This window comes from Burkholderia sp. BCC1977 (assembly GCF_905339595.1).
GTDB lineage: Bacteria > Pseudomonadota > Gammaproteobacteria > Burkholderiales > Burkholderiaceae > Burkholderia.
In genome coordinates this window covers 71,685-88,821 of record NZ_CAJPGQ010000022.1, presented here as the reverse complement: position 1 = coordinate 88,821, position 17,137 = coordinate 71,685, and the positions used below count along the sequence as shown (strand labels likewise).

Annotated in this window: 17 protein-coding genes; 10 read left to right on the top strand and 7 right to left on the bottom strand. The window is 66.3% G+C overall.

From position 1 onward, the window contains the following. Positions 1-93 precede the first annotated feature (93 nt). Together U5771_RS19380 and trpS are read left to right on the top strand one after the other, a co-directional pair. Positions 94-264: a hypothetical protein gene (locus U5771_RS19380; RefSeq protein ID WP_322025504.1), complete on the top strand. Its 171-nt coding sequence runs from the start codon at positions 94-96 to the stop codon at positions 262-264. 207 nt (positions 265-471) lie between these two features. Continuing rightward, positions 472-1,485, top strand: coding sequence for a tryptophan--tRNA ligase (gene trpS, locus U5771_RS19375; RefSeq protein WP_322025467.1), 1,014 nt, complete (start codon positions 472-474; stop codon positions 1,483-1,485). A gap of 125 nt (positions 1,486-1,610) precedes the next feature. On the opposite strand, the gene U5771_RS19370 is transcribed toward trpS, so the two are convergent. Further along, complete coding sequence (locus U5771_RS19370) at positions 1,611-2,024, bottom strand: VOC family protein (protein ID WP_322025466.1); 414 nt, start codon at positions 2,022-2,024, stop codon at positions 1,611-1,613. A gap of 261 nt (positions 2,025-2,285) precedes the next feature. Here U5771_RS19370 and U5771_RS19365 point away from each other — a divergent pair, with 261 nt between their 5' ends. Then, positions 2,286-2,711 (top strand): nuclear transport factor 2 family protein, encoded by a 426-nt coding sequence (locus U5771_RS19365; RefSeq protein ID WP_322025465.1) that lies wholly within the window; start codon positions 2,286-2,288, stop codon positions 2,709-2,711. Positions 2,712-2,744: 33 nt separating this feature from the next. On the opposite strand, the gene U5771_RS19360 is transcribed toward U5771_RS19365, so the two are convergent. From U5771_RS19360 to U5771_RS19345, 4 genes are all read right to left on the bottom strand, one after another. Next, complete coding sequence (locus U5771_RS19360; protein WP_044848144.1) at positions 2,745-3,131, bottom strand: VOC family protein; 387 nt, start codon at positions 3,129-3,131, stop codon at positions 2,745-2,747. A gap of 48 nt (positions 3,132-3,179) precedes the next feature. Beyond that, a complete protein-coding gene (locus tag U5771_RS19355; RefSeq protein ID WP_322025464.1) occupies positions 3,180-4,100 on the bottom strand; it encodes a bestrophin family protein in 921 nt (306 codons plus the stop codon). A gap of 178 nt (positions 4,101-4,278) precedes the next feature. Then, entirely contained in the window at positions 4,279-5,286 is a 1,008-nt protein-coding gene (cydB, locus tag U5771_RS19350; protein WP_322025463.1) for a cytochrome d ubiquinol oxidase subunit II, read from the bottom strand. Positions 5,287-5,289: 3 nt separating this feature from the next. Continuing rightward, positions 5,290-6,690: a cytochrome ubiquinol oxidase subunit I gene (locus U5771_RS19345; RefSeq protein ID WP_322025462.1), complete on the bottom strand. Its 1,401-nt coding sequence runs from the start codon at positions 6,688-6,690 to the stop codon at positions 5,290-5,292. Between the two features lie 409 nt (positions 6,691-7,099). Here U5771_RS19345 and fdhD point away from each other — a divergent pair, with 409 nt between their 5' ends. The 5 genes from fdhD to moaD all read left to right on the top strand — a co-directional run bounded on the left by fdhD (position 7,100) and on the right by moaD (position 11,426). After that, positions 7,100-7,969 (top strand): formate dehydrogenase accessory sulfurtransferase FdhD, encoded by an 870-nt coding sequence (fdhD, locus tag U5771_RS19340; RefSeq protein WP_322025461.1) that lies wholly within the window; start codon positions 7,100-7,102, stop codon positions 7,967-7,969. Continuing rightward, entirely contained in the window at positions 7,969-9,183 is a 1,215-nt protein-coding gene (gene glp, locus U5771_RS19335; protein WP_322025460.1) for a gephyrin-like molybdotransferase Glp, read from the top strand. The genes fdhD and glp overlap by 1 nt, the downstream gene beginning before the upstream one ends. Before the next feature lie 199 nt (positions 9,184-9,382). Beyond that, the gene (gene moaA, locus U5771_RS19330; protein WP_322025459.1) at positions 9,383-10,498 is read left to right on the top strand and encodes a GTP 3',8-cyclase MoaA; all 1,116 of its coding nucleotides are present in this window, start codon (positions 9,383-9,385) and stop codon (positions 10,496-10,498) included. Between the two features lie 45 nt (positions 10,499-10,543). Continuing rightward, the gene (locus U5771_RS19325) at positions 10,544-11,107 is read left to right on the top strand and encodes a molybdenum cofactor biosynthesis protein MoaE (RefSeq protein ID WP_322025458.1); all 564 of its coding nucleotides are present in this window, start codon (positions 10,544-10,546) and stop codon (positions 11,105-11,107) included. A gap of 61 nt (positions 11,108-11,168) precedes the next feature. Continuing rightward, positions 11,169-11,426 (top strand): molybdopterin converting factor subunit 1, encoded by a 258-nt coding sequence (gene moaD, locus U5771_RS19320; RefSeq protein WP_322025500.1) that lies wholly within the window; start codon positions 11,169-11,171, stop codon positions 11,424-11,426. Positions 11,427-11,484: 58 nt separating this feature from the next. On the opposite strand, the gene U5771_RS19315 is transcribed toward moaD, so the two are convergent. Then, positions 11,485-12,147, bottom strand: coding sequence for a glutathione S-transferase family protein (locus U5771_RS19315; RefSeq protein ID WP_322025499.1), 663 nt, complete (start codon positions 12,145-12,147; stop codon positions 11,485-11,487). A 166-nt stretch (positions 12,148-12,313) separates the two neighbouring features. Between U5771_RS19315 and U5771_RS19310 the strand changes: the two genes are divergently transcribed. Continuing rightward, a complete protein-coding gene (locus U5771_RS19310; RefSeq protein WP_322025457.1) occupies positions 12,314-13,291 on the top strand; it encodes a YafY family protein in 978 nt (325 codons plus the stop codon). A 358-nt stretch (positions 13,292-13,649) separates the two neighbouring features. Here U5771_RS19310 and U5771_RS19305 read toward each other — a convergent pair whose 3' ends face one another. Next, positions 13,650-14,030 carry a nucleotide pyrophosphohydrolase gene (locus U5771_RS19305; protein WP_322025456.1) on the bottom strand — a complete coding sequence of 127 codons (381 nt, stop codon included), beginning with the start codon at positions 14,028-14,030 and terminating at the stop codon, positions 13,650-13,652. Positions 14,031-14,476: 446 nt separating this feature from the next. Here U5771_RS19305 and acnB point away from each other — a divergent pair, with 446 nt between their 5' ends. Further along, the gene (gene acnB / locus U5771_RS19300; protein ID WP_322025455.1) at positions 14,477-17,062 is read left to right on the top strand and encodes a bifunctional aconitate hydratase 2/2-methylisocitrate dehydratase; all 2,586 of its coding nucleotides are present in this window, start codon (positions 14,477-14,479) and stop codon (positions 17,060-17,062) included. Positions 17,063-17,137 lie beyond the last annotated feature (75 nt).

Here is a 17,137-nt window from a genome sequence, read left to right as displayed (position 1 = left end):
CCGTACTGCGCCAGCCCGCCCCCCCGTCGAACCCCGCAACACCCCGGCGTCGCCCCACCCGACCCGTTGCAGCAACCGTTGGAGTAGCGCACGTTGCGCCTGCAAGCAATGAAGAAACTGAAGCAGCACATCCGCACCCTGAGCGAGATCGACCGTACGCCGGTGGTGCGCGCCGGCGCGCTGCTGTTGATGGCCGGCCTGCTGTACCTGTTGTGGCCGTCCGCCGAAATCGCCCGCCTCGCGCTGGAGTCGGTCGTGCGCTGACGCACGGCCGGCCCGCCGCTACGCTATACTTGCGCGATGGAAACCCAACCCGCCTCGCCGAACGTGCATCGCTGGTGGCGCGCCTGACCCAGGCGGCCCGTTTCCTTTTGCATGTCCCGAACGTGATGCCGCCAGCCATGGCGGCATTGTCGTTTCTGCGCGCGCGTCATGGCTGGTGGCTTCGATAACCCGGAGCCCATCCACACCATGACTCATCCGACCCGACCGATCATCCTCACCGGCGACCGCACGACCGGCCCGCTGCATCTCGGCCATTACATCGGCTCGCTGCGCGCGCGCGTGCAGATGCAGCACGAGGCGACGCAGTTCCTGCTGCTCGCCGACACGCAGGCGCTGACCGACAACATGGGCCGACGCCAGCGCGTCACCGAGAACGTGATCGAAGTCGCGCTCGACTATCTGGCCGTCGGCATCGACCCGGCGATCTCGACGATCGTCGTCCAGTCGCAGGTGCCCGAGCTCGCCGAGCTGTCGCAATACCTGCTCAACCTCGTGACGGTCGCGCGCCTCGAGCGCAATCCGACCATCAAGGAAGAGATCCGCCTGCGCGGCTTCGAGCGCGACATCCCGGCCGGCTTCCTGACCTACCCCGTCAGCCAGGCGGCCGACATCACCGCGTTCAAGGCGACGCACGTGCCGGTCGGCGACGATCAGTTGCCGATGATCGAGCAGACCAACGAACTCGTGCGCCGCTTCAACGCGACGGTCGACAAGCCGGTGCTGGTCGAATGCGAGGCCGTACTGTCGGCGGTCACGCGGCTGCCGGGCATCGACGGCAAGGCGAAGATGAGCAAGTCGCTCGGCAACGCGATCACGCTCGGCTCGACGCCCGACGAGATCGCGCAAGCCGTGAAGGACATGTACACGGACCCGAACCACCTGCGCGTGAGCGACCCCGGCCAGATCGAAGGCAACGTCGTGTTCACGTTCCTCGACGCGTTCGAGCCCGACGTGCAGAAGGTCGACGAACTGAAGGCGCACTACCGCCGCGGCGGCCTCGGCGACAGCGTCGTCAAGCGCGTGCTGAACGAGCGGCTGCAGGCGCTGATCGAGCCGATCCGCGCGCGCCGCCGTGAATTCGAGGCGGACAAGGCGGAGGTGATGGCGATCCTGAAGCGCGGCACGATGCACGCGCGCGAAGTGGCCGGCGCGACGCTGGCCGAGGTGAAAGGCGCGATGGGGCTCACGTATTTCGATTGAGTCTTGGCCGCGCGCGCAGCAAACTCAGCCAGGCGACCCTGCGCGGCGGAGCGTCGGGGCCGCGCCGGCCCGACGCCCAACGGCGCAATGCGAAGCCGCTGGCGGTCAGTCGTCGGTGAACGTCGTCACGGCCGCTCGCGCGCCGACGGCGCAGCGTGGCACACGGCCTCGATCCGGTTACCGGCAGGGTCGACGAGAAAGGCCGCGTAGTAGTCACCGTGGTAGTGCGGCCTCAAACCGGGGTCGCCGTCGGACTGGCCGCCGGCAGCCAGCCCTGCCTCGAAGAACGCATGCACCTGCTCGCGGGAAGCGGCCTTGAAGCACCAGTGCCGCTTGCTCGTCCCGACTTCGGCGGGATCCAGATAAACCGCCAGGCAGGTCGATGCAATGTCGTTCGCATGGCAGCGTTCGCCATAACCGAGCGCGGTGGGCCGGTCGTAGACCTTGGCCGCGCCCAGTGCGGCCATGACGCCATCGTAGAAAGGGCGTGCCTCGTCGATATCCGGAACGCCGATGGACACGTGGTCGAGCAGTTGCATGGTGTTGGCTCCATTGAACGACCACGAGTCTACACAAATGTGACGCATTGACCGTCGGCATGCCGTACAACGCGATATCGCCAGGCGCGCGGGGCGCGGCGGCGATCGAAAACCGGTCTGCCCGCCCCGCCGTCGACGCCTGCACGAGCGATCGCGATACTTTCCCGCCCTTAGTCCACTCCGCCGATGTCGCGCCTGTACCCCGGCGCTATCGTTTCCCCGTCATCCACGCACCTTCACACCATCATGACGCCACGGGAAATGACTGACCGGCTGGAGATCCACGATCTGCTGACGCGCTATTGCCACGCCGTCGACCGGCGCGACTGGAACGAATTCGAGCGGCTCTTCGCGGGCAACGCGACGCTCGACTATGCGGCGTTCGGCGGCCCGGTGGGCAACCGCGCGGACATCGCGCGCTATCTGAAACAGGTGACATCGTCGATGCGCGGCACGCAGCACACGATCTCGACGTCGCTGCTGATCGTCGACGGCGACGCGGCCACCGCGCGCACCGCCGGCCAGGTGATGATGATCGCGGCCGATGAAACGGGCGACGACCGCGTATGCTTCGTCGGGCTGTGGTATCGCGACCTGCTGGTCAGGACCGAATGCGGCTGGCGCATCCGGAACCGCATGCAGGAGCGCAGCTGGATGCAGCACGCACCGCCCGTCGCGGCGCTTTAAACAGCACGCGGCGAGCATCGCGCCGTTCAAGCGTCACTTCATCTGCATCAGCTGCACGAGATTCCCGCACGTATCGTCGAGCACCGCGACCCGCACCGGCCCCGCGTCCATCGGCGCCAGCGTGAAGCGCACGCCGAGCGCGTCGAGCCGTGCGAATTCCGCGTCGAGATCGTCGACCTGGAACGACGCCGCCGGAATGCCGTCCTCGTAGAGCGCCTGACGGTAAGGCCCGACCGCGCGATGATGGCTCGGCTCGAGCATCAGCTCGGTGCCGTCGGGCTGGTCCTTCGACACGACCGTCAGCCAGCGGTACTCGCCCACCGGCACGTTGTTCTTCAACCGGAAGCCGAGCGTGTCGGTATAGAACGCGAGTGCCTTGTCCTGGTCGTCGACAAAAATACTCGTCACGTAGATGCGCATGTGAGGTCCTCCGAATCGTGCGTGCCGCCGCGCGCGTGGCCGTACCGCTTACGTGATCTGATACGTCGACGCCGGCACGAATTCCTCCGGCATCGCGCGATCGCCCAGCTCGAGCACCGACCGTTCGATCGTGCGCGCCATCGCATCGAGCGCCAGCGCGTTCGGCGCGAGGCCGAACGGCTCCGCGACCTCGTTCGCGATCGCTTCGAGCGCGATCAGCGTGTACGAGATGAACACGCAAATCAGCGGCGTGAAAAACTCCGTCGAATCGACGAGACCGAACGGCAGCAGCACGCAATAAGCATAGACGGTGCGATGCAGCAGCACGCTGTACGAGAACGGAATCGGCGTCGTCAGGATCCGCTCGCAGCCGCCCACCGCCTTGCCCAGCTCGACCAGTTGCGCATCGAACATCCAGCACGTCGCGTCGCTGCCGGGCGCACGGCCCAGCGCGCGGACGATCCCGCCGCGCAGTTCGTCGAGAATCGCGACGGGCTGGTAGCACTTGTGCGCGAACGCGGCGGCCCGCTCGGCGCCGAGGATGCGTTGCAGGTCTTGTGCCGGATCGGTATGACGCAGCTGATGCTTCAGCGCATACGTGAGCGCGATCAGCAGATCGGCGAGCCGGTTGCGCTCGGCTTCGCCGACGCTGTCGGGCAGATAGCGCCGCAGTTGCGACGTGACGGTGCGCGCGGCGATCAGCAGGTTGCCCCACAGAAGCCGCGCCTCCTTGAAGCGCTCGAAGCTCGCGTTGTTGCGAAACGCGAGGAAGATCGCGAGCGCGAGCCCGAACAACGTGAACGGCGCGGTGTTCAGCGGAATCTTCTCGCCGAAGATGCGTCCGTTCGTGAAGACCGCCAGCGTGCTGACGATCGCCATGAACACGAGTTGCGGAATGATCGACTGCAGCACGGAGCCGTTCCATACGAACAGCATCCTGAGCCAGTTTTGTCGTGGTCTGACGATCATGGTGGGGTCTCGACTGCCAAGGGAATACGCAATGCGGATCGCTGCCGTCGCCCGATGTGCGACGGCCCGCGCGTGGCGGGCCGCTGTCAGGTCGACACCGGGCCGGGCGACGAGATGCAGGGCGTGTGCGCGTGATGATACGCCCGCGCACGCCGCGCCCCGTCACCGGCCGTGCGGCTCAGTGATAGCCGGCGTCGCCCTCGCGCACCTTGCCGCGGAACACGCGGTACTGCATCGCGTTGTACACGAGGATGATCGGCAGCACGATCACGGTGCCGACGAGCGCGAACAGCTGGCTCGAATGGCTCGACGACGCATCCCAGATCGTCAGCGACGGCGGCACGATGTTCGGCCAGATGCTGATCACGAGCCCGGTGTAGCCGAGGAACACGAGGGCGAGCGTCAGCAGGAACGGCGTCGCCTCGTGCCGGCGCTTCACCGTGTGGAAGATGCCCCACACGCACGCGACGACGAGGATCGGCACCGGCAGGAACCAGCCGAGGTTGCCGCTGCCGAACCAGCGGTGCGCGACGGCCGGCAACCCGATCACGGTCCACAGGCTGACCACGCCCATCACCGCGAGCAGCACGCCCGCGAGCGGCTTCATCAGCATGCGCATCTTGCGCTGCAGTTCGCCGTCGACCTTCAGGATCAGCCAGCCGCAGCCGAGCGTCGCATAAGTGACGAGCACGCCGATCCCGCAGAACAGGCTGAACGGCGACAGCCAGTCGAACGGCCCGCCCGCGAACTGGTTGTTCACGATCCGGATGCCCTGCAGCAGCGAACCGAGCGTGATCCCCTGGCAGAACGCGGCCAGCGCGGAGCCGCCGATGAACGCGAGATCCCACAGGTGTTGCGTGCGGTTCGCCTTCGCGCGCAACTCGAACGCCGCGCCGCGGAAGATCAGCCCGACCACCATCAGGATCAGCGGCAGGTAGTTTGCCGGCAACAGGGTCGAGTAGACGACCGGGAAGGCGCCGTACAGGCCCGCGCCGCCGAGCACGAGAAAGGTCTCGTTGCCGTCCCACACCGGCGCGACGGTATTCAGCATGACTTCGCGTTCGACCTTGGCGTCGAAGAACGGAAACAGCAGGCCGATGCCGAGGTCGAAGCCGTCCAGCATCACGTAGATGAACACGCCGAGGCCGATGATGGCGGCCCACACGACAGGAAGATCGATCTGCATGGCTTACTCCGCTTCGGTGACGTTCAGCGGCGTGGACAGCGCGCTCTTGCGCAGCCCCGGATGCCGGTGCAGCTCGATGTACCCGGCCTGGGCAGCCGGCCCGTGCTTCATCAGTTTCAGCATGTAAAAGATACCCGTTCCGAACACCAGGAAATACACGACCACGAAGATCAGCAGCGACACGCCGACCTGCTGCGCGCTGAGCGGCGCCACCGAATCGACGGTGCGCAGCACGCCGTACACGGTCCACGGCTGCCGCCCGACCTCGGTCGTGATCCAGCCGGCCAGCAGCGCGACGATGCCCGACGGCCCCATGCACACGACGAACCACTGGAACCAGCGCGCTTCATACAGGCGCCCGCCCTTTCTCAGCAGCAGGCCGAGCAGCGCGGTGAGCAGCATCAGCATCCCGAGGCCGGCCATGATCCGGAAGGTCCAGAACACGATCGGCGAATACGGACGGTCCTGCGCCGGGAATTCCTTCAGCCCGCGAATCTCGCCGTCCCAGCTGTGCGTGAGGATCAGGCTGCCGAGGTGCGGCACCTGGATCGCGTAGCGCGTCGTCTCGGCCTGCATGTCGGGCAGGCCGACGAGGTTCAGCGCGGTGCCGCCCTTCTCGGTTTCCCACAGCCCCTCGATCGCCGCGATCTTCGCCGGCTGGTATTCGCGCGTGTTCAGCCCGTGCGCATCGCCGACGACGATCTGGACCGGTGCGAGCAGCAGCAGCATCCACAGCGCCATCGAGAAGCTGCGCTTCACCGGCTCGTCGCGGCGCCCCTTCAGCAGGTGCCACGCGCCGCACGCGGCGACGATGAAGCCCGCGACGATGAACGCCGCGATCGTCATGTGCACGAGGCGATACGGGAACGACGGGTTGAAGATGACCTTGAACCAGTCGACCGGCACGACGAGACCGTTCTCGATCCGGTAGCCCTGCGGCGTCTGCATGAAGCTGTTCGACGCGAGGATCCAGAACGTCGAGATCAGCGTGCCGACCGCGACCATCAGCGTCGCGAAGAAGTGCGCACGCGGGCTGACGCGCTGCCAGCCGAACAGCATCACGCCGAGAAAGCCGGCCTCGAGGAAGAAGGCCGTCAGGACTTCGTAAGTGAGCAGCGGGCCGGTGATGTTGCCCGCGATGCGCGAGAAGCCGGCCCAGTTCGTGCCGAACTCGTAGGCCATCACGACGCCTGAGACGACGCCCATCCCGAAGCCGATCGCGAAGATCTTCGACCAGAACTGGAACATGGATTTGTAGGCGGCGTCGCCGGTGACGAGATAGCGCCATTCCAGCACCGCCAGGAAGCTCGCCATGCCGATGCTGATCGCCGGAAACACGATGTGGAACGACACCGTGAACGCGAATTGCAAGCGGGCGAGATGGAACGCATCGAAGATTTCCATGACCGTAATTTGCTCGTGGTTGTGAGGACGTCAGCTCGAAGCAGGAAATCGCGCGACGGCTTCGCGACGGCACGTGCAAACAACGACGGATCGCAGTGCACGGCAACGAAGCGTGAATGACGATATCGCGTTTCCGACGATACTCGCAATCGCGCGAACGTGCGCTGGAACTGTGCTTTCCCCGAGGCCGAAGATGTGTGTACGGAAAACCCGTCGCGGGGCCACGCGGCCCTCAGCTGTACTGCTTTCCGCACTGCAATGCTGTGCATCCGCGGCACGGCCGAACGCCCGTACCATCGGCTCGTAGCCTGCTCATGGCGAGCGAGCGCGACACCGCGCGCCGCCCCCCCGCAGAATCCGTTTCGATCGCTCGGCGCCCGTGCCGGCCGATCCCCCTGGAGAAACCCGCATGGAGCCCAGCGACCGCCCCGACGATCCGGCCGGCAGCCGCGCGTGTCATGTGACGCGTCATCGTGCCGGCGAAGCACGGGACACCGTCGATCGCGTCGTCGACGAAACGCCAGTTGCACTCGTGTTCAACGGCATCGCGCACACGGTGATGATGGCGACACCGATCGACCTCGACGCGTTCGGCCTCGGCTTCGCGCTGAGCGAAGGGATCGTCGAACGCGCATCGGACGTCTTCGATATCGACAGCGAATGCCGGCCCGGCAGCGCCGAAGTGCGGCTCACGGTGTCGCAGCAGGCGTTCATGGCGCTGAAGGCGCACCGGCGCGCACTGGCCGGCCGCACCGGCTGCGGTGTCTGCGGGATCGAAAGCATCGCGCAGCTCGACCTGCATCCGCCGCGCATCGCGGCCGCGGGTGCGGCCGCCGGCATCGGCGCCGACGCCGTCGCGCGCGCCGCCCGCGCGTTGCCGGAGCGGCAGCCGCTGATGCGCGCGACCGGCGGCATCCATGCGGCCGCCTGGTGCGACCGCGACGGCACCGTGCTGGACGTCTTCGAGGATGTCGGCCGCCACAACGCGCTCGACAAGCTGATCGGCCGGCTCGCGCGGCGCCGCGCCGACCTGAGCGCGGGCTTCGTGTTCCTGTCGAGCCGCGCGAGCTACGAGCTCGTGCGCAAGGCCGCACGCGTCGGCATCCCGATGATCGCGACGATCTCGGCGCCGACGTCGCTCGCGATCGACGTCGCCCGCGAAGCCGGCGTGCGGCTGCTCGGCTTCTGCCGCAACGACGGCTTCGTCGAATACGTGTCGCACGATCCGCTCCCGCTACCCGAACCGACGTGTGCACAACCGCATGCGCTCACCGCTTGATGAAACCCCTGACCGATTTCGACACCGCTCAACGGCAATTCGCCGGCACGTTCGCGCCGCGGCATACAGCCGTTTCCCTTCCCGTCGCCCAGGCGGCCGGCCACGTGCTCGCCACGCCGCTGGCCGCCGTGCTCGACCAGCCGCCCGCCGACCAGAGCGCGATGGACGGCTACGCGGTCCGTCACGCGGACCTCGAACACGGCGAGCCGCTGCGCGTCGCGCAGCGCTGCTATGCGGGCGACGCGCCGTCGCCGCTGGCACCGCGCACCGCGGCGCGGATCTTCACCGGCAGCCTGATTCCGCCCGGTGCCGACACCGTCGTGATGCAGGAGCACGCGCACGAACAGGACGGCCGGGTCAGTTTCGACGCACCGCAGCGCGGCGGCTCGCATATCCGCCGCCGCGGCGAGGAAGTGCGCGCGGGCGACCTGCTGATGCCTGCCGGCGTGCGGCTCGGCGCGATGCACGTCGGCGTCGCCGCCGCACAGGGTTGCGCGCGCATCGACGTGCGGCTGCCGCTGCGGGTCGGCATCCTGACGACCGGCGACGAACTCGTCCCGTGCAGCCAGCCGCGTGCGCCGCAGCAGATCTACAACAGCAACGCGCCGATGCTTGCCGCGCTGGTGTCGGGAACCGGTGCCGGCGTCGCGGCGAGCGAGCACGCCGCCGACACGCCGGCCGCCGTCGATCGGGCGCTGCGCGGCCTGGCCGCGCGCTGCGATCTGGTCGTCTGCGTCGGCGGTGCGTCCGTCGGCGACAAGGACCTGCTGCGCCCCGCGCTGACCGCGCTCGGCGCGTCGTTCGAGGTGTCGGGCGTGCGAATGAAACCCGGCAAGCCGGTCGCGCTCGCGCGGCTCGACGAACGGCCCGTGGTACTGCTGCCCGGCAATCCGGGGGCCGCGATGATCGCGTTCGCACTGTTCGTCGCGCCGCTGATCCGCTGCCTGCAGGGGCGCGACGACTGCCTGCCGGCCGTACCGTCGCTGCCGCTCGACATCGACGTCGAGCCGGATCCACAGCGCGAGCGCTTCGTGCGCGTGCGCCGCACCATCGACGCCAACGGCGCGCCCGTCCTCGATACGCTGCGGCAGCAAGGCGCCGGCGCCCTGCAATCGCTGGTTCAGGCGAGCGGGCTCGCGCGGCTGCAGGCCGGCCGACGCATCGCGCGCGGCGACGCGGTGCCGTATTACGATTTCGCGCACTGGCTCGCGTGAGCATGCGCATGCCCGTCATGCCCGTCACGCCCGCCTTTCGTGCCAGCAGGATCACGAACTGTATTCCTGCATTTCGGGCGCGATTGTGTCTCTGTCGTCAAAATGCGGCGGACTATCCTCACGATGAGGCTCGTCACGCCCCGTTCGCCGACACGTCGGCGCACGGGCGGCCGATCGGCGACGCCGTTCCGCTCACTTCATGCAGGCCGACGAATCGATCGTGAATGCCATCGCTTCCGCGCCGGCCGCCGCCTCCGGCGGCGCATCGCCCGGCGCCTTCTCCCGCCCGCTCGACACGCTCGCGCGGCCGCTGCGCGATCTGCGGCTGTCCGTCATCGACCAGTGCAATTTCCGCTGCGGCTACTGCATGCCGCGCGACAGCTTCGGTCCCGACTATGCGTTCATGCCGTCGTCCGAGCGGCTGTCGTTCGCGCAACTCGAGAAAATCGCGCGCGCGTTCGTCTCGCTCGGCGTCGAAAAGATCCGCCTCACCGGTGGCGAGCCGCTGCTGCGCCGCAACCTCGAAGCGCTGATCGAACGGCTCGCGACGCTGACGACCGTCGACGGCAAGCCCGTCGAAATCGCGCTGACGACCAACGGTTCGCTGCTCGCCGCCAAGGCACGCGCGCTGCGCGACGCGGGCCTGTCGCGCGTGACCGTGAGCCTCGACGCGATCGACGATGCCGTGTTCCGCCGGATGACCGACACCGACGTGCCCGTCGCGCGCGTGCTGGCCGGCATCGAGGCCGCGCAGGCGGCCGGGCTCGCGCCCGTGAAGGTCAACGCCGTGATCGAGCGCGGCGCGAACGACGACCAGATCCTGCCGCTCGTGCGCCACTTCCGTCATGGCGGCGTGGCCGTGCGCTTCATCGAATACATGGACGTCGGCGGCGCGAGCGCGTGGTCCGGCGACAAGGTCGTGCCGGCCGCACGGATGCGCGAACTCATCGAAGCGAGCTATCCGCTCGTGCTCGTCGGCGAACCGGGACACGACGCCACCGCGATCCGCTGCCGGCACATCGACGGCGCGGGCGAGGTCGGCTTCATCGCGAGCGTGTCGCATCCGTTCTGCGGCACGTGCTCGCGCGCCCGCGTGTCGGCCGACGGCCAGCTCTATACGTGCCTGTTCGCGACGCAGGGCACCGACCTGCGGCCGTGGCTCGCCGAAGGCGCATCGATCGACCAGCTCGCCGACGCCGTGCGCGCGCGATGGACGCGGCGCGACGACCGCTATTCCGAGCGACGCGCCACGCGTGCGGCCCGGTCGTCGGGCAAGACCTATCCAACCGTGCGCATGTCGCTCGTCGGCGGCTGACGGCTGCCGCGCTTGGCGGCGCGCACCGCTTACTGGAGAACCGTCATGACGAGTTTCACCGAATCCCGTGCCGCGTCACCCGACGATCCGTCGCGTGACGGCAGCCATGCCGAACCCGCCGACCCGCACGCCGAGCCGCCGCCAGCGATTGCCGCCGGCTTCGAAGTGCGTGTGCAGTACGCGGCGATCGACGCCGGCACCGAGATCGCACCGATCGTTCGTAATCCGAATGTCGGCGCGGTCGTGAATTTCCTCGGTGTCGTGCGCAACGAAGGCGACGTCGACGACGTGATCGCGCTCGAGGTCGAGCACTATCCGACCATGACCGAGCAGGCGCTGTGGAGCATCGTCGAGGAAGCCAGCGCGCGCTGGCGGCTCGAAGCGGTCAGGATCGTGCATCGCGTCGGGCGCATTCCGCTCGGCCAGCCGGTGGTGATCGTCGTGGTGGCCGCCGCGCATCGTGCGTCGGCGTTCGATGCGTGTGAATTCATCATGGACTTCCTGAAGACGCATGCGCCGTTCTGGAAGAAGGAGATCCGGCACGACGGCGTGGCCGGCTGGGTCGAGCCGAAGGCGCATGACGATCAGGCGATGCGGCGCTGGGGTTGAGCGTGCCGGACAACGCGTTGCCGATTCCGCCCATTCCGCCGATTTCGCTCGGGACATTCCAATGAAACTGACGATCAAATACTTTGCGAGCATTCGCGAACAACTGCATATCGATCAGGAAGTCGTCGAGATCGATGCGCAGGCGGTCACCGTCGACGCGCTGCGCGGCACGCTCGCCGCGCGCGACGCGCGCAGCGGCGAAGCGCTGCGGATGGACCGGCCCGTGCGGGCAGCCGTGAATCTCGAGATGGTGACCGGCGGGTTCGTCGTGCGGGAGGATAGCGAGGTGGCATTCTTTCCGCCGGTAACGGGCGGGTGATCCGTTCGCATCGGGCGGCGACCGGCAGATCGTCTGCCGCTCGACGCGTTACAGATGGCTAGTAGAGCCCGCGAAGAAATTCCGGAACCGGGTGGTCGATCGACGCCAGGTAGCCTGCCATCGCGCCGGCCACTTTCCGCACGGCCGGACGCGCCGTCATCCGTTCGCGCCAGGCGAGCAGGTTCGGCGTTTCCGCCGTCATCGGCGCGCCCTTGCGCGCGCCGAACAACTGCGCCATGTAGAACGCGATGTCCGCGTACGAATAGGTTTCGGCCAGAAACTCCCGGTCCGCCAGCACGCGCTCCATGCGTCGATAGTATTGCCGCGCTTCGTCGCGTGCGGCCCGCGCCGCAGGATGATCCGGAGTTTCTTCGAGGCCCATCAACCGGATGATGTGCGGGAAATAGATCTCGTCGCTGCAGTGCTCGAGCTGACGCGCGACCGCGCGCGCCTTCGGGTGCGCCGGCCACAGCGCGGGATCGGGCTGCAGGTCCTCGAGATACTCGAAGATCTGCGTGGAATCGAAAATCTCCAGGTCGCCGTCGATCAGTACCGGCACCTGACGCTTCGGGTTGATGCGCACGACGGCCGGATGCTTCGGGTCGTAGCCGCGTTGCTGGCTGAACGGCACCAGTACGCGCTCGAACGCGATGCCCTTTTCGTGCGCCGCGATCTCGACTTTCGCGCCGAACATGCTCAGCGGACCGGTCATGATTTTCATCTGTCGCTCCTCGACGGGTTTCGCGCCGCGATCTTCACGGCGATGCTTCGTGTTGTCGGCAAGCCCGTACTCGACTCCACTTCGTGAATGCCGTACGCGGATGTGTTCGATAATAGGTCCGTTAACATGACATCCCATGTCATGTATTCCGGATGAGGCGTCGCATATGAAAGCCAGCCGCTTGTTATCGATCATGATGATGCTGCAGGCGCGCGGCCGCATGACCGCGCCGGCGCTGGCTGCCGCGCTGGAGGTATCCGAGCGCACGATCCTGCGCGATATCGATCAGTTGTCGACGGCCGGCGTGCCGATCTGGGGCGACCGCGGACGCAACGGCGGCTTTCAGTTGCAGGATGGCTGGCGTACCGATCTCACGGGGCTTACCGAGCAGGAAGCGCATGCGTTGATTCTGGCGGGTCTGCCGGGGCCCGCAGGCGAACTGGGGCTCGACGGCATGGCCGCTTCCGCGCGGCTGAAGATGATCGCCAGCCTGCCGCCGGACTCGCGCGAGCACGCCGATCGGGTCGCGAGCCGATTGCACGTCGATACCCTCGATTGGTATCGCGCGCAGGAAACGCCGGTGTTTCTGCGTGAAGTCGCCGATGCGGTGTGGCAGTCGCGGCGGATCGACGTGACGTACGAGAGCTGGCGTGGCGTGTCGCGTCGCGCACTCGATCCGCTTGGGCTGGTGCTCAAGGGTGGCGCATGGTACGTGGTGGCGAAGATTGCCGGCAAGCGCGATGCGCTGACTTTTCGGCTCGCGAATATTCGGGAACTCGGAGCGTCGGGCAGACGATTCAGGCGGCCTGCGCGGTTCGATCTGGCGCAGCACTGGCGTGACGCGATGAGCCGGTATGAGGCGGAGCTTTACCGGTTGAGCGCGCACGTCGCGGTGTCGGCGCGCGGGGAGAGCTGGCTGGTCAATGGGCGCGTCAAGGTCATGGCGGTTTTGGAGAATGCTCGTGGCGCCGTGGTGCCGTCTGGCTGGAAGCAATTCTCGATCCCGATCGAATCGATCGAGCACGGTGCCCGAAAGATGCTGGGGTTTGGTGCGGAGTTGAAGGTGCTTGGGCCGCCGGAACTTGTCGACAAGTTGAGGGAAGAGATAGAGGCGGCGAAGGAGTTATACGAACGGGACGTGTAGTTCGGGACGTGATCAGGAGCCGTTGAGCGAAACTCTTCCGATTCGACGGTTTTCTCTGGAAAAGATCCACTCTTTTCCGTGCACGGAATTGGCGGCGGAGCATGGAGATTACGATGGTTGGAGAAATCCACCAAATGACCAGATACGTCGGAGAATATTACTGTTTTGTGCCCCAATCACCATGTGATGCTCGATTATGGCGTCATTCCGATCGACCCACTAAAAATCAGGTCACATCAAAAACATAAAATTGGGGCCAACTACATTTCCTATCACAATGAAGTCGTCATGCAACCCGCTCACAAAACAGGCAAGTAGATGGTCAAGTGGCGCGACTTGCCATGACTTACGTCCAGCATCATTTCTCTTGATTCTTATATTCAGAGTATTTTCGCGAGTCGCCCCTCACTTTATCAGCTGGATATTTTGCTCGATTGAGCTCCATCTTCTCGAGCACGGCCTGAAAAAGATCGACATCCATCTTATCCGCGAGGCGAACCAGATACACTAATACGTCAGCCATCTCGTGACGGACAGCCATTAGGTTGGCTTCGCCAAGTTCGCTCTTGTCGCCCGAAACAAGCCATTGAAATGGCTCCAGCAATTCACTTGCTTCTATACTAAGCGCTGTCGCCAGGTTCTTTGGCGTGTGGAATTTGTCCCAGTCACGCTCGTCGACAAACTGGCGGACGAGTTCGCGCAGTTCCACCAGTTCATTCCGCAACCCAGACTTTTCCACGTAGCGACTCCCTGCTGCATATCCAGAATTTATCGATGCCGTCGACGGCATGCGGGCCTGAGAAATCTGCCCTCCAGCCTGCAAGCACGGATACCCCGCACCGACAGATCCGAATGATATAGGAGCTCGAAGCTGCCCCGGCAATCGTCGCGCCGAAGGAGGGCCGGATGCCGCCCCGCCGTCGGGCACACCGTGGCGTTTCCCGCCCACGCCGGTCGAAATTCTCCGCCCCCCCTTCGTATCAAGGCTTCGATGTGCCCCGTCGGATACCCAACGAGACCGTCCATCCACTCCGCGCCTCAACTCTTATATAAGACATAAGACATTTGACGCCTCACCATATTGCGATTAGAATCCCGCTCAAAGCAGTGAAGCAGTGTCCGGAAAGCAGCCTCGGCGTGCCTGGAAAGCCCTTCCCCTGAAACGCAATCTCAGCAGGTCCCCCCATGCTTGAAAACTTTCGTGCTCACGTGGCCGCCCGCGCCGCGCTCGGTATTCCCCCCCTGCCGCTGACGGCCCAGCAAACCGCCGAACTGGTGGAACTGCTGGCGAACCCGCCCGCAGGCGAAGAGCAGACGCTGCTCGACCTGATCACCCACCGCGTCCCCGCCGGCGTCGACGAAGCCGCGCGCGTGAAGGCCGGCTTCCTGGCCGCCGTCGCGAAGGGCGAGACGGCCTGCCCGCTGATCTCGCGCGAGCGCGCGACCGAACTGCTCGGCACGATGCTGGGCGGCTACAACATCCAGCCGCTGATCGAGCTGCTGTCCGACGACGCGGTCGCGGCCGTCGCGGCCGACGCGCTGAAGAAAACCCTGCTGATGTTCGACCAGTTCCACGACGTGAAGGAACTCGCCGACCAGGGCAACGCGCACGCGAAGGCCGTGCTGCAGAGCTGGGCCGACGCCGAATGGTTCACGAGCCGTCCGGAAGTGCCGGAAAGCCTGACCATCACCGTGTTCAAGGTCACGGGCGAAACCAACACCGACGACCTGTCGCCGGCGCCGGACGCGACTACCCGCCCGGACATCCCGATGCACGCGCTGGCGATGCTGAAGAACGCGCGCCCCGGCATCATGCCGGAAGAAGACGGCAAGCGCGGCCCGGTCAAGTTCATCGAATCGCTGAAGGAAAAGGGTCACCTGGTCGCCTACGTCGGCGACGTGGTCGGCACCGGCTCCTCGCGCAAGTCGGCCACCAACTCGGTGCTGTGGTTCACCGGCGAAGACATCCCGTTCGTCCCGAACAAGCGCTTCGGCGGCGTGTGCCTCGGCGGCAAGATCGCTCCGATCTTCTACAACACGATGGAAGACGCCGGCGCGCTGCCGATCGAGCTCGACGTGTCGCAGATGGAAATGGGCGACGTGGTCGAACTGCGCCCGTACGAAGGCCGGGCGCTCAAGGACGGCAACGTGATCGCCGAATTCCAGGTCAAGTCCGACGTGCTGTTCGACGAAGTGCGCGCCGGCGGCCGCATTCCGCTGATCATCGGCCGCGGCCTGACCGCCAAGGCGCGTGAAGCGCTGGGCCTCGCGCCGTCGACGCTGTTCCGCCTGCCGCACCAGCCGGCCGACAGCGGCAAGGGCTTCTCGCTCGCGCAGAAGATGGTCGGCCGCGCATGCGGTTTGCCGGAAGGCCAGGGCGTGCGCCCGGGCACGTACTGCGAACCGAAGATGACCTCGGTCGGCTCGCAGGACACCACGGGCCCGATGACCCGCGACGAACTGAAGGACCTGGCGTGCCTCGGCTTCTCGGCCGACCTCGTGATGCAGTCGTTCTGCCACACCGCCGCGTATCCGAAGCCGGTCGACGTGAAGACGCACCAGACGCTGCCGAACTTCATCAGCACCCGCGGCGGCATCGCGCTGCGCCCGGGCGACGGCGTGATCCACTCGTGGCTGAACCGCATGCTGCTGCCCGACACCGTCGGCACCGGCGGCGACTCGCACACGCGCTTCCCGATCGGCATCAGCTTCCCGGCAGGCTCGGGCCTGGTCGCGTTCGCGGCCGCCACCGGCACGATGCCGCTGGACATGCCGGAATCGGTGCTGGTCCGCTTCAAGGGCAAGATGCAGCCGGGCGTCACGCTGCGTGACCTGGTCAACGCGATTCCGCTGGTCGCGATCAAGCAGGGCATGCTGACGGTCGCCAAGCAAGGCAAGAAGAACATCTTCTCGGGCCGCATCCTCGAAATCGAAGGCCTGCCCGACCTGAAGGTCGAGCAAGCGTTCGAACTGTCGGATGCGTCGGCCGAGCGTTCGGCGGCCGGTTGCACGGTGCACCTGAACAAGGAACCGATCATCGAGTACCTGAACAGCAACGTCACGCTGCTGAAGTGGATGATCGCGCAGGGCTATCAGGATCCGCGCAGCCTGCAGCGCCGCATCACGGCCATGGAGCAGTGGCTGGCCGACCCGCAGCTGCTGTCGCCGGATGCCGACGCCGACTACGCGGCCGTCATCGAGATCGACCTGGCCGACATCCACGAGCCGATCGTTGCCTGCCCGAACGACCCGGACGACGTGAAGACGCTGTCGGACGTCGCGGGCGCCAAGATCGACGAAGTGTTCATCGGCTCGTGCATGACCAACATCGGTCACTTCCGCGCCGCGTCGAAGCTGCTGGAAGGCAAGCGCGACATCCCGGTCAAGCTGTGGGTCGCGCCGCCGACCAAGATGGACCAGAAGCAGCTGACGGAAGAAGGTCACTACGGCGTGTTCGGCACGGCCGGCGCCCGCACCGAAATGCCGGGCTGCTCGCTGTGCATGGGCAACCAGGCACAGGTGCGCGAAGGCGCGACGGTGATGTCGACGTCGACCCGCAACTTCCCGAACCGCCTGGGCAAGAACACGAACGTGTACCTCGGCTCGGCGGAACTGGCGGCGATCTGCTCGCGTCTCGGCAAGATCCCGACCAAGGACGAGTACATGGCCGACATGGGCGTGCTCACCGCCAACGGCGACAAGATCTACCAGTACATGAACTTCGACCAGATCGAAGACTTCAAGGAAGTCGCCGACACCGTGCAGATCTAAGCATGCGGTCGCGCCGCGGCGGGTCGTGCCCGTCGCGGCGACACGCAATGGCGCCGCGGGCTGAATGCCTGCGGC

What these genes read in the sequence shown, in the direction of transcription:
- trpS (WP_322025467.1), top strand. Translation starts at nt 472, where the DNA reads ATGACTCATCCGACCCGACCGATCATCCTCACCGGCGACCGCACGACC.
- U5771_RS19370 (WP_322025466.1), bottom strand. Translation starts at nt 2,024, where the DNA reads ATGCAACTGCTCGACCACGTGTCCATCGGCGTTCCGGATATCGACGAG.
- U5771_RS19365 (WP_322025465.1), top strand. Translation starts at nt 2,286, where the DNA reads ATGACTGACCGGCTGGAGATCCACGATCTGCTGACGCGCTATTGCCAC.
- U5771_RS19360 (WP_044848144.1), bottom strand. Translation starts at nt 3,131, where the DNA reads ATGCGCATCTACGTGACGAGTATTTTTGTCGACGACCAGGACAAGGCA.
- U5771_RS19355 (WP_322025464.1), bottom strand. Translation starts at nt 4,100, where the DNA reads ATGATCGTCAGACCACGACAAAACTGGCTCAGGATGCTGTTCGTATGG.
- cydB (WP_322025463.1), bottom strand. Translation starts at nt 5,286, where the DNA reads ATGCAGATCGATCTTCCTGTCGTGTGGGCCGCCATCATCGGCCTCGGC.
- U5771_RS19345 (WP_322025462.1), bottom strand. Translation starts at nt 6,690, where the DNA reads ATGGAAATCTTCGATGCGTTCCATCTCGCCCGCTTGCAATTCGCGTTC.
- fdhD (WP_322025461.1), top strand. Translation starts at nt 7,100, where the DNA reads ATGGAGCCCAGCGACCGCCCCGACGATCCGGCCGGCAGCCGCGCGTGT.
- glp (WP_322025460.1), top strand. Translation starts at nt 7,969, where the DNA reads ATGAAACCCCTGACCGATTTCGACACCGCTCAACGGCAATTCGCCGGC.
- moaA (WP_322025459.1), top strand. Translation starts at nt 9,383, where the DNA reads ATGCAGGCCGACGAATCGATCGTGAATGCCATCGCTTCCGCGCCGGCC.
- U5771_RS19325 (WP_322025458.1), top strand. Translation starts at nt 10,544, where the DNA reads ATGACGAGTTTCACCGAATCCCGTGCCGCGTCACCCGACGATCCGTCG.
- moaD (WP_322025500.1), top strand. Translation starts at nt 11,169, where the DNA reads ATGAAACTGACGATCAAATACTTTGCGAGCATTCGCGAACAACTGCAT.
- U5771_RS19315 (WP_322025499.1), bottom strand. Translation starts at nt 12,147, where the DNA reads ATGAAAATCATGACCGGTCCGCTGAGCATGTTCGGCGCGAAAGTCGAG.
- U5771_RS19310 (WP_322025457.1), top strand. Translation starts at nt 12,314, where the DNA reads ATGAAAGCCAGCCGCTTGTTATCGATCATGATGATGCTGCAGGCGCGC.
- acnB (WP_322025455.1), top strand. Translation starts at nt 14,477, where the DNA reads ATGCTTGAAAACTTTCGTGCTCACGTGGCCGCCCGCGCCGCGCTCGGT.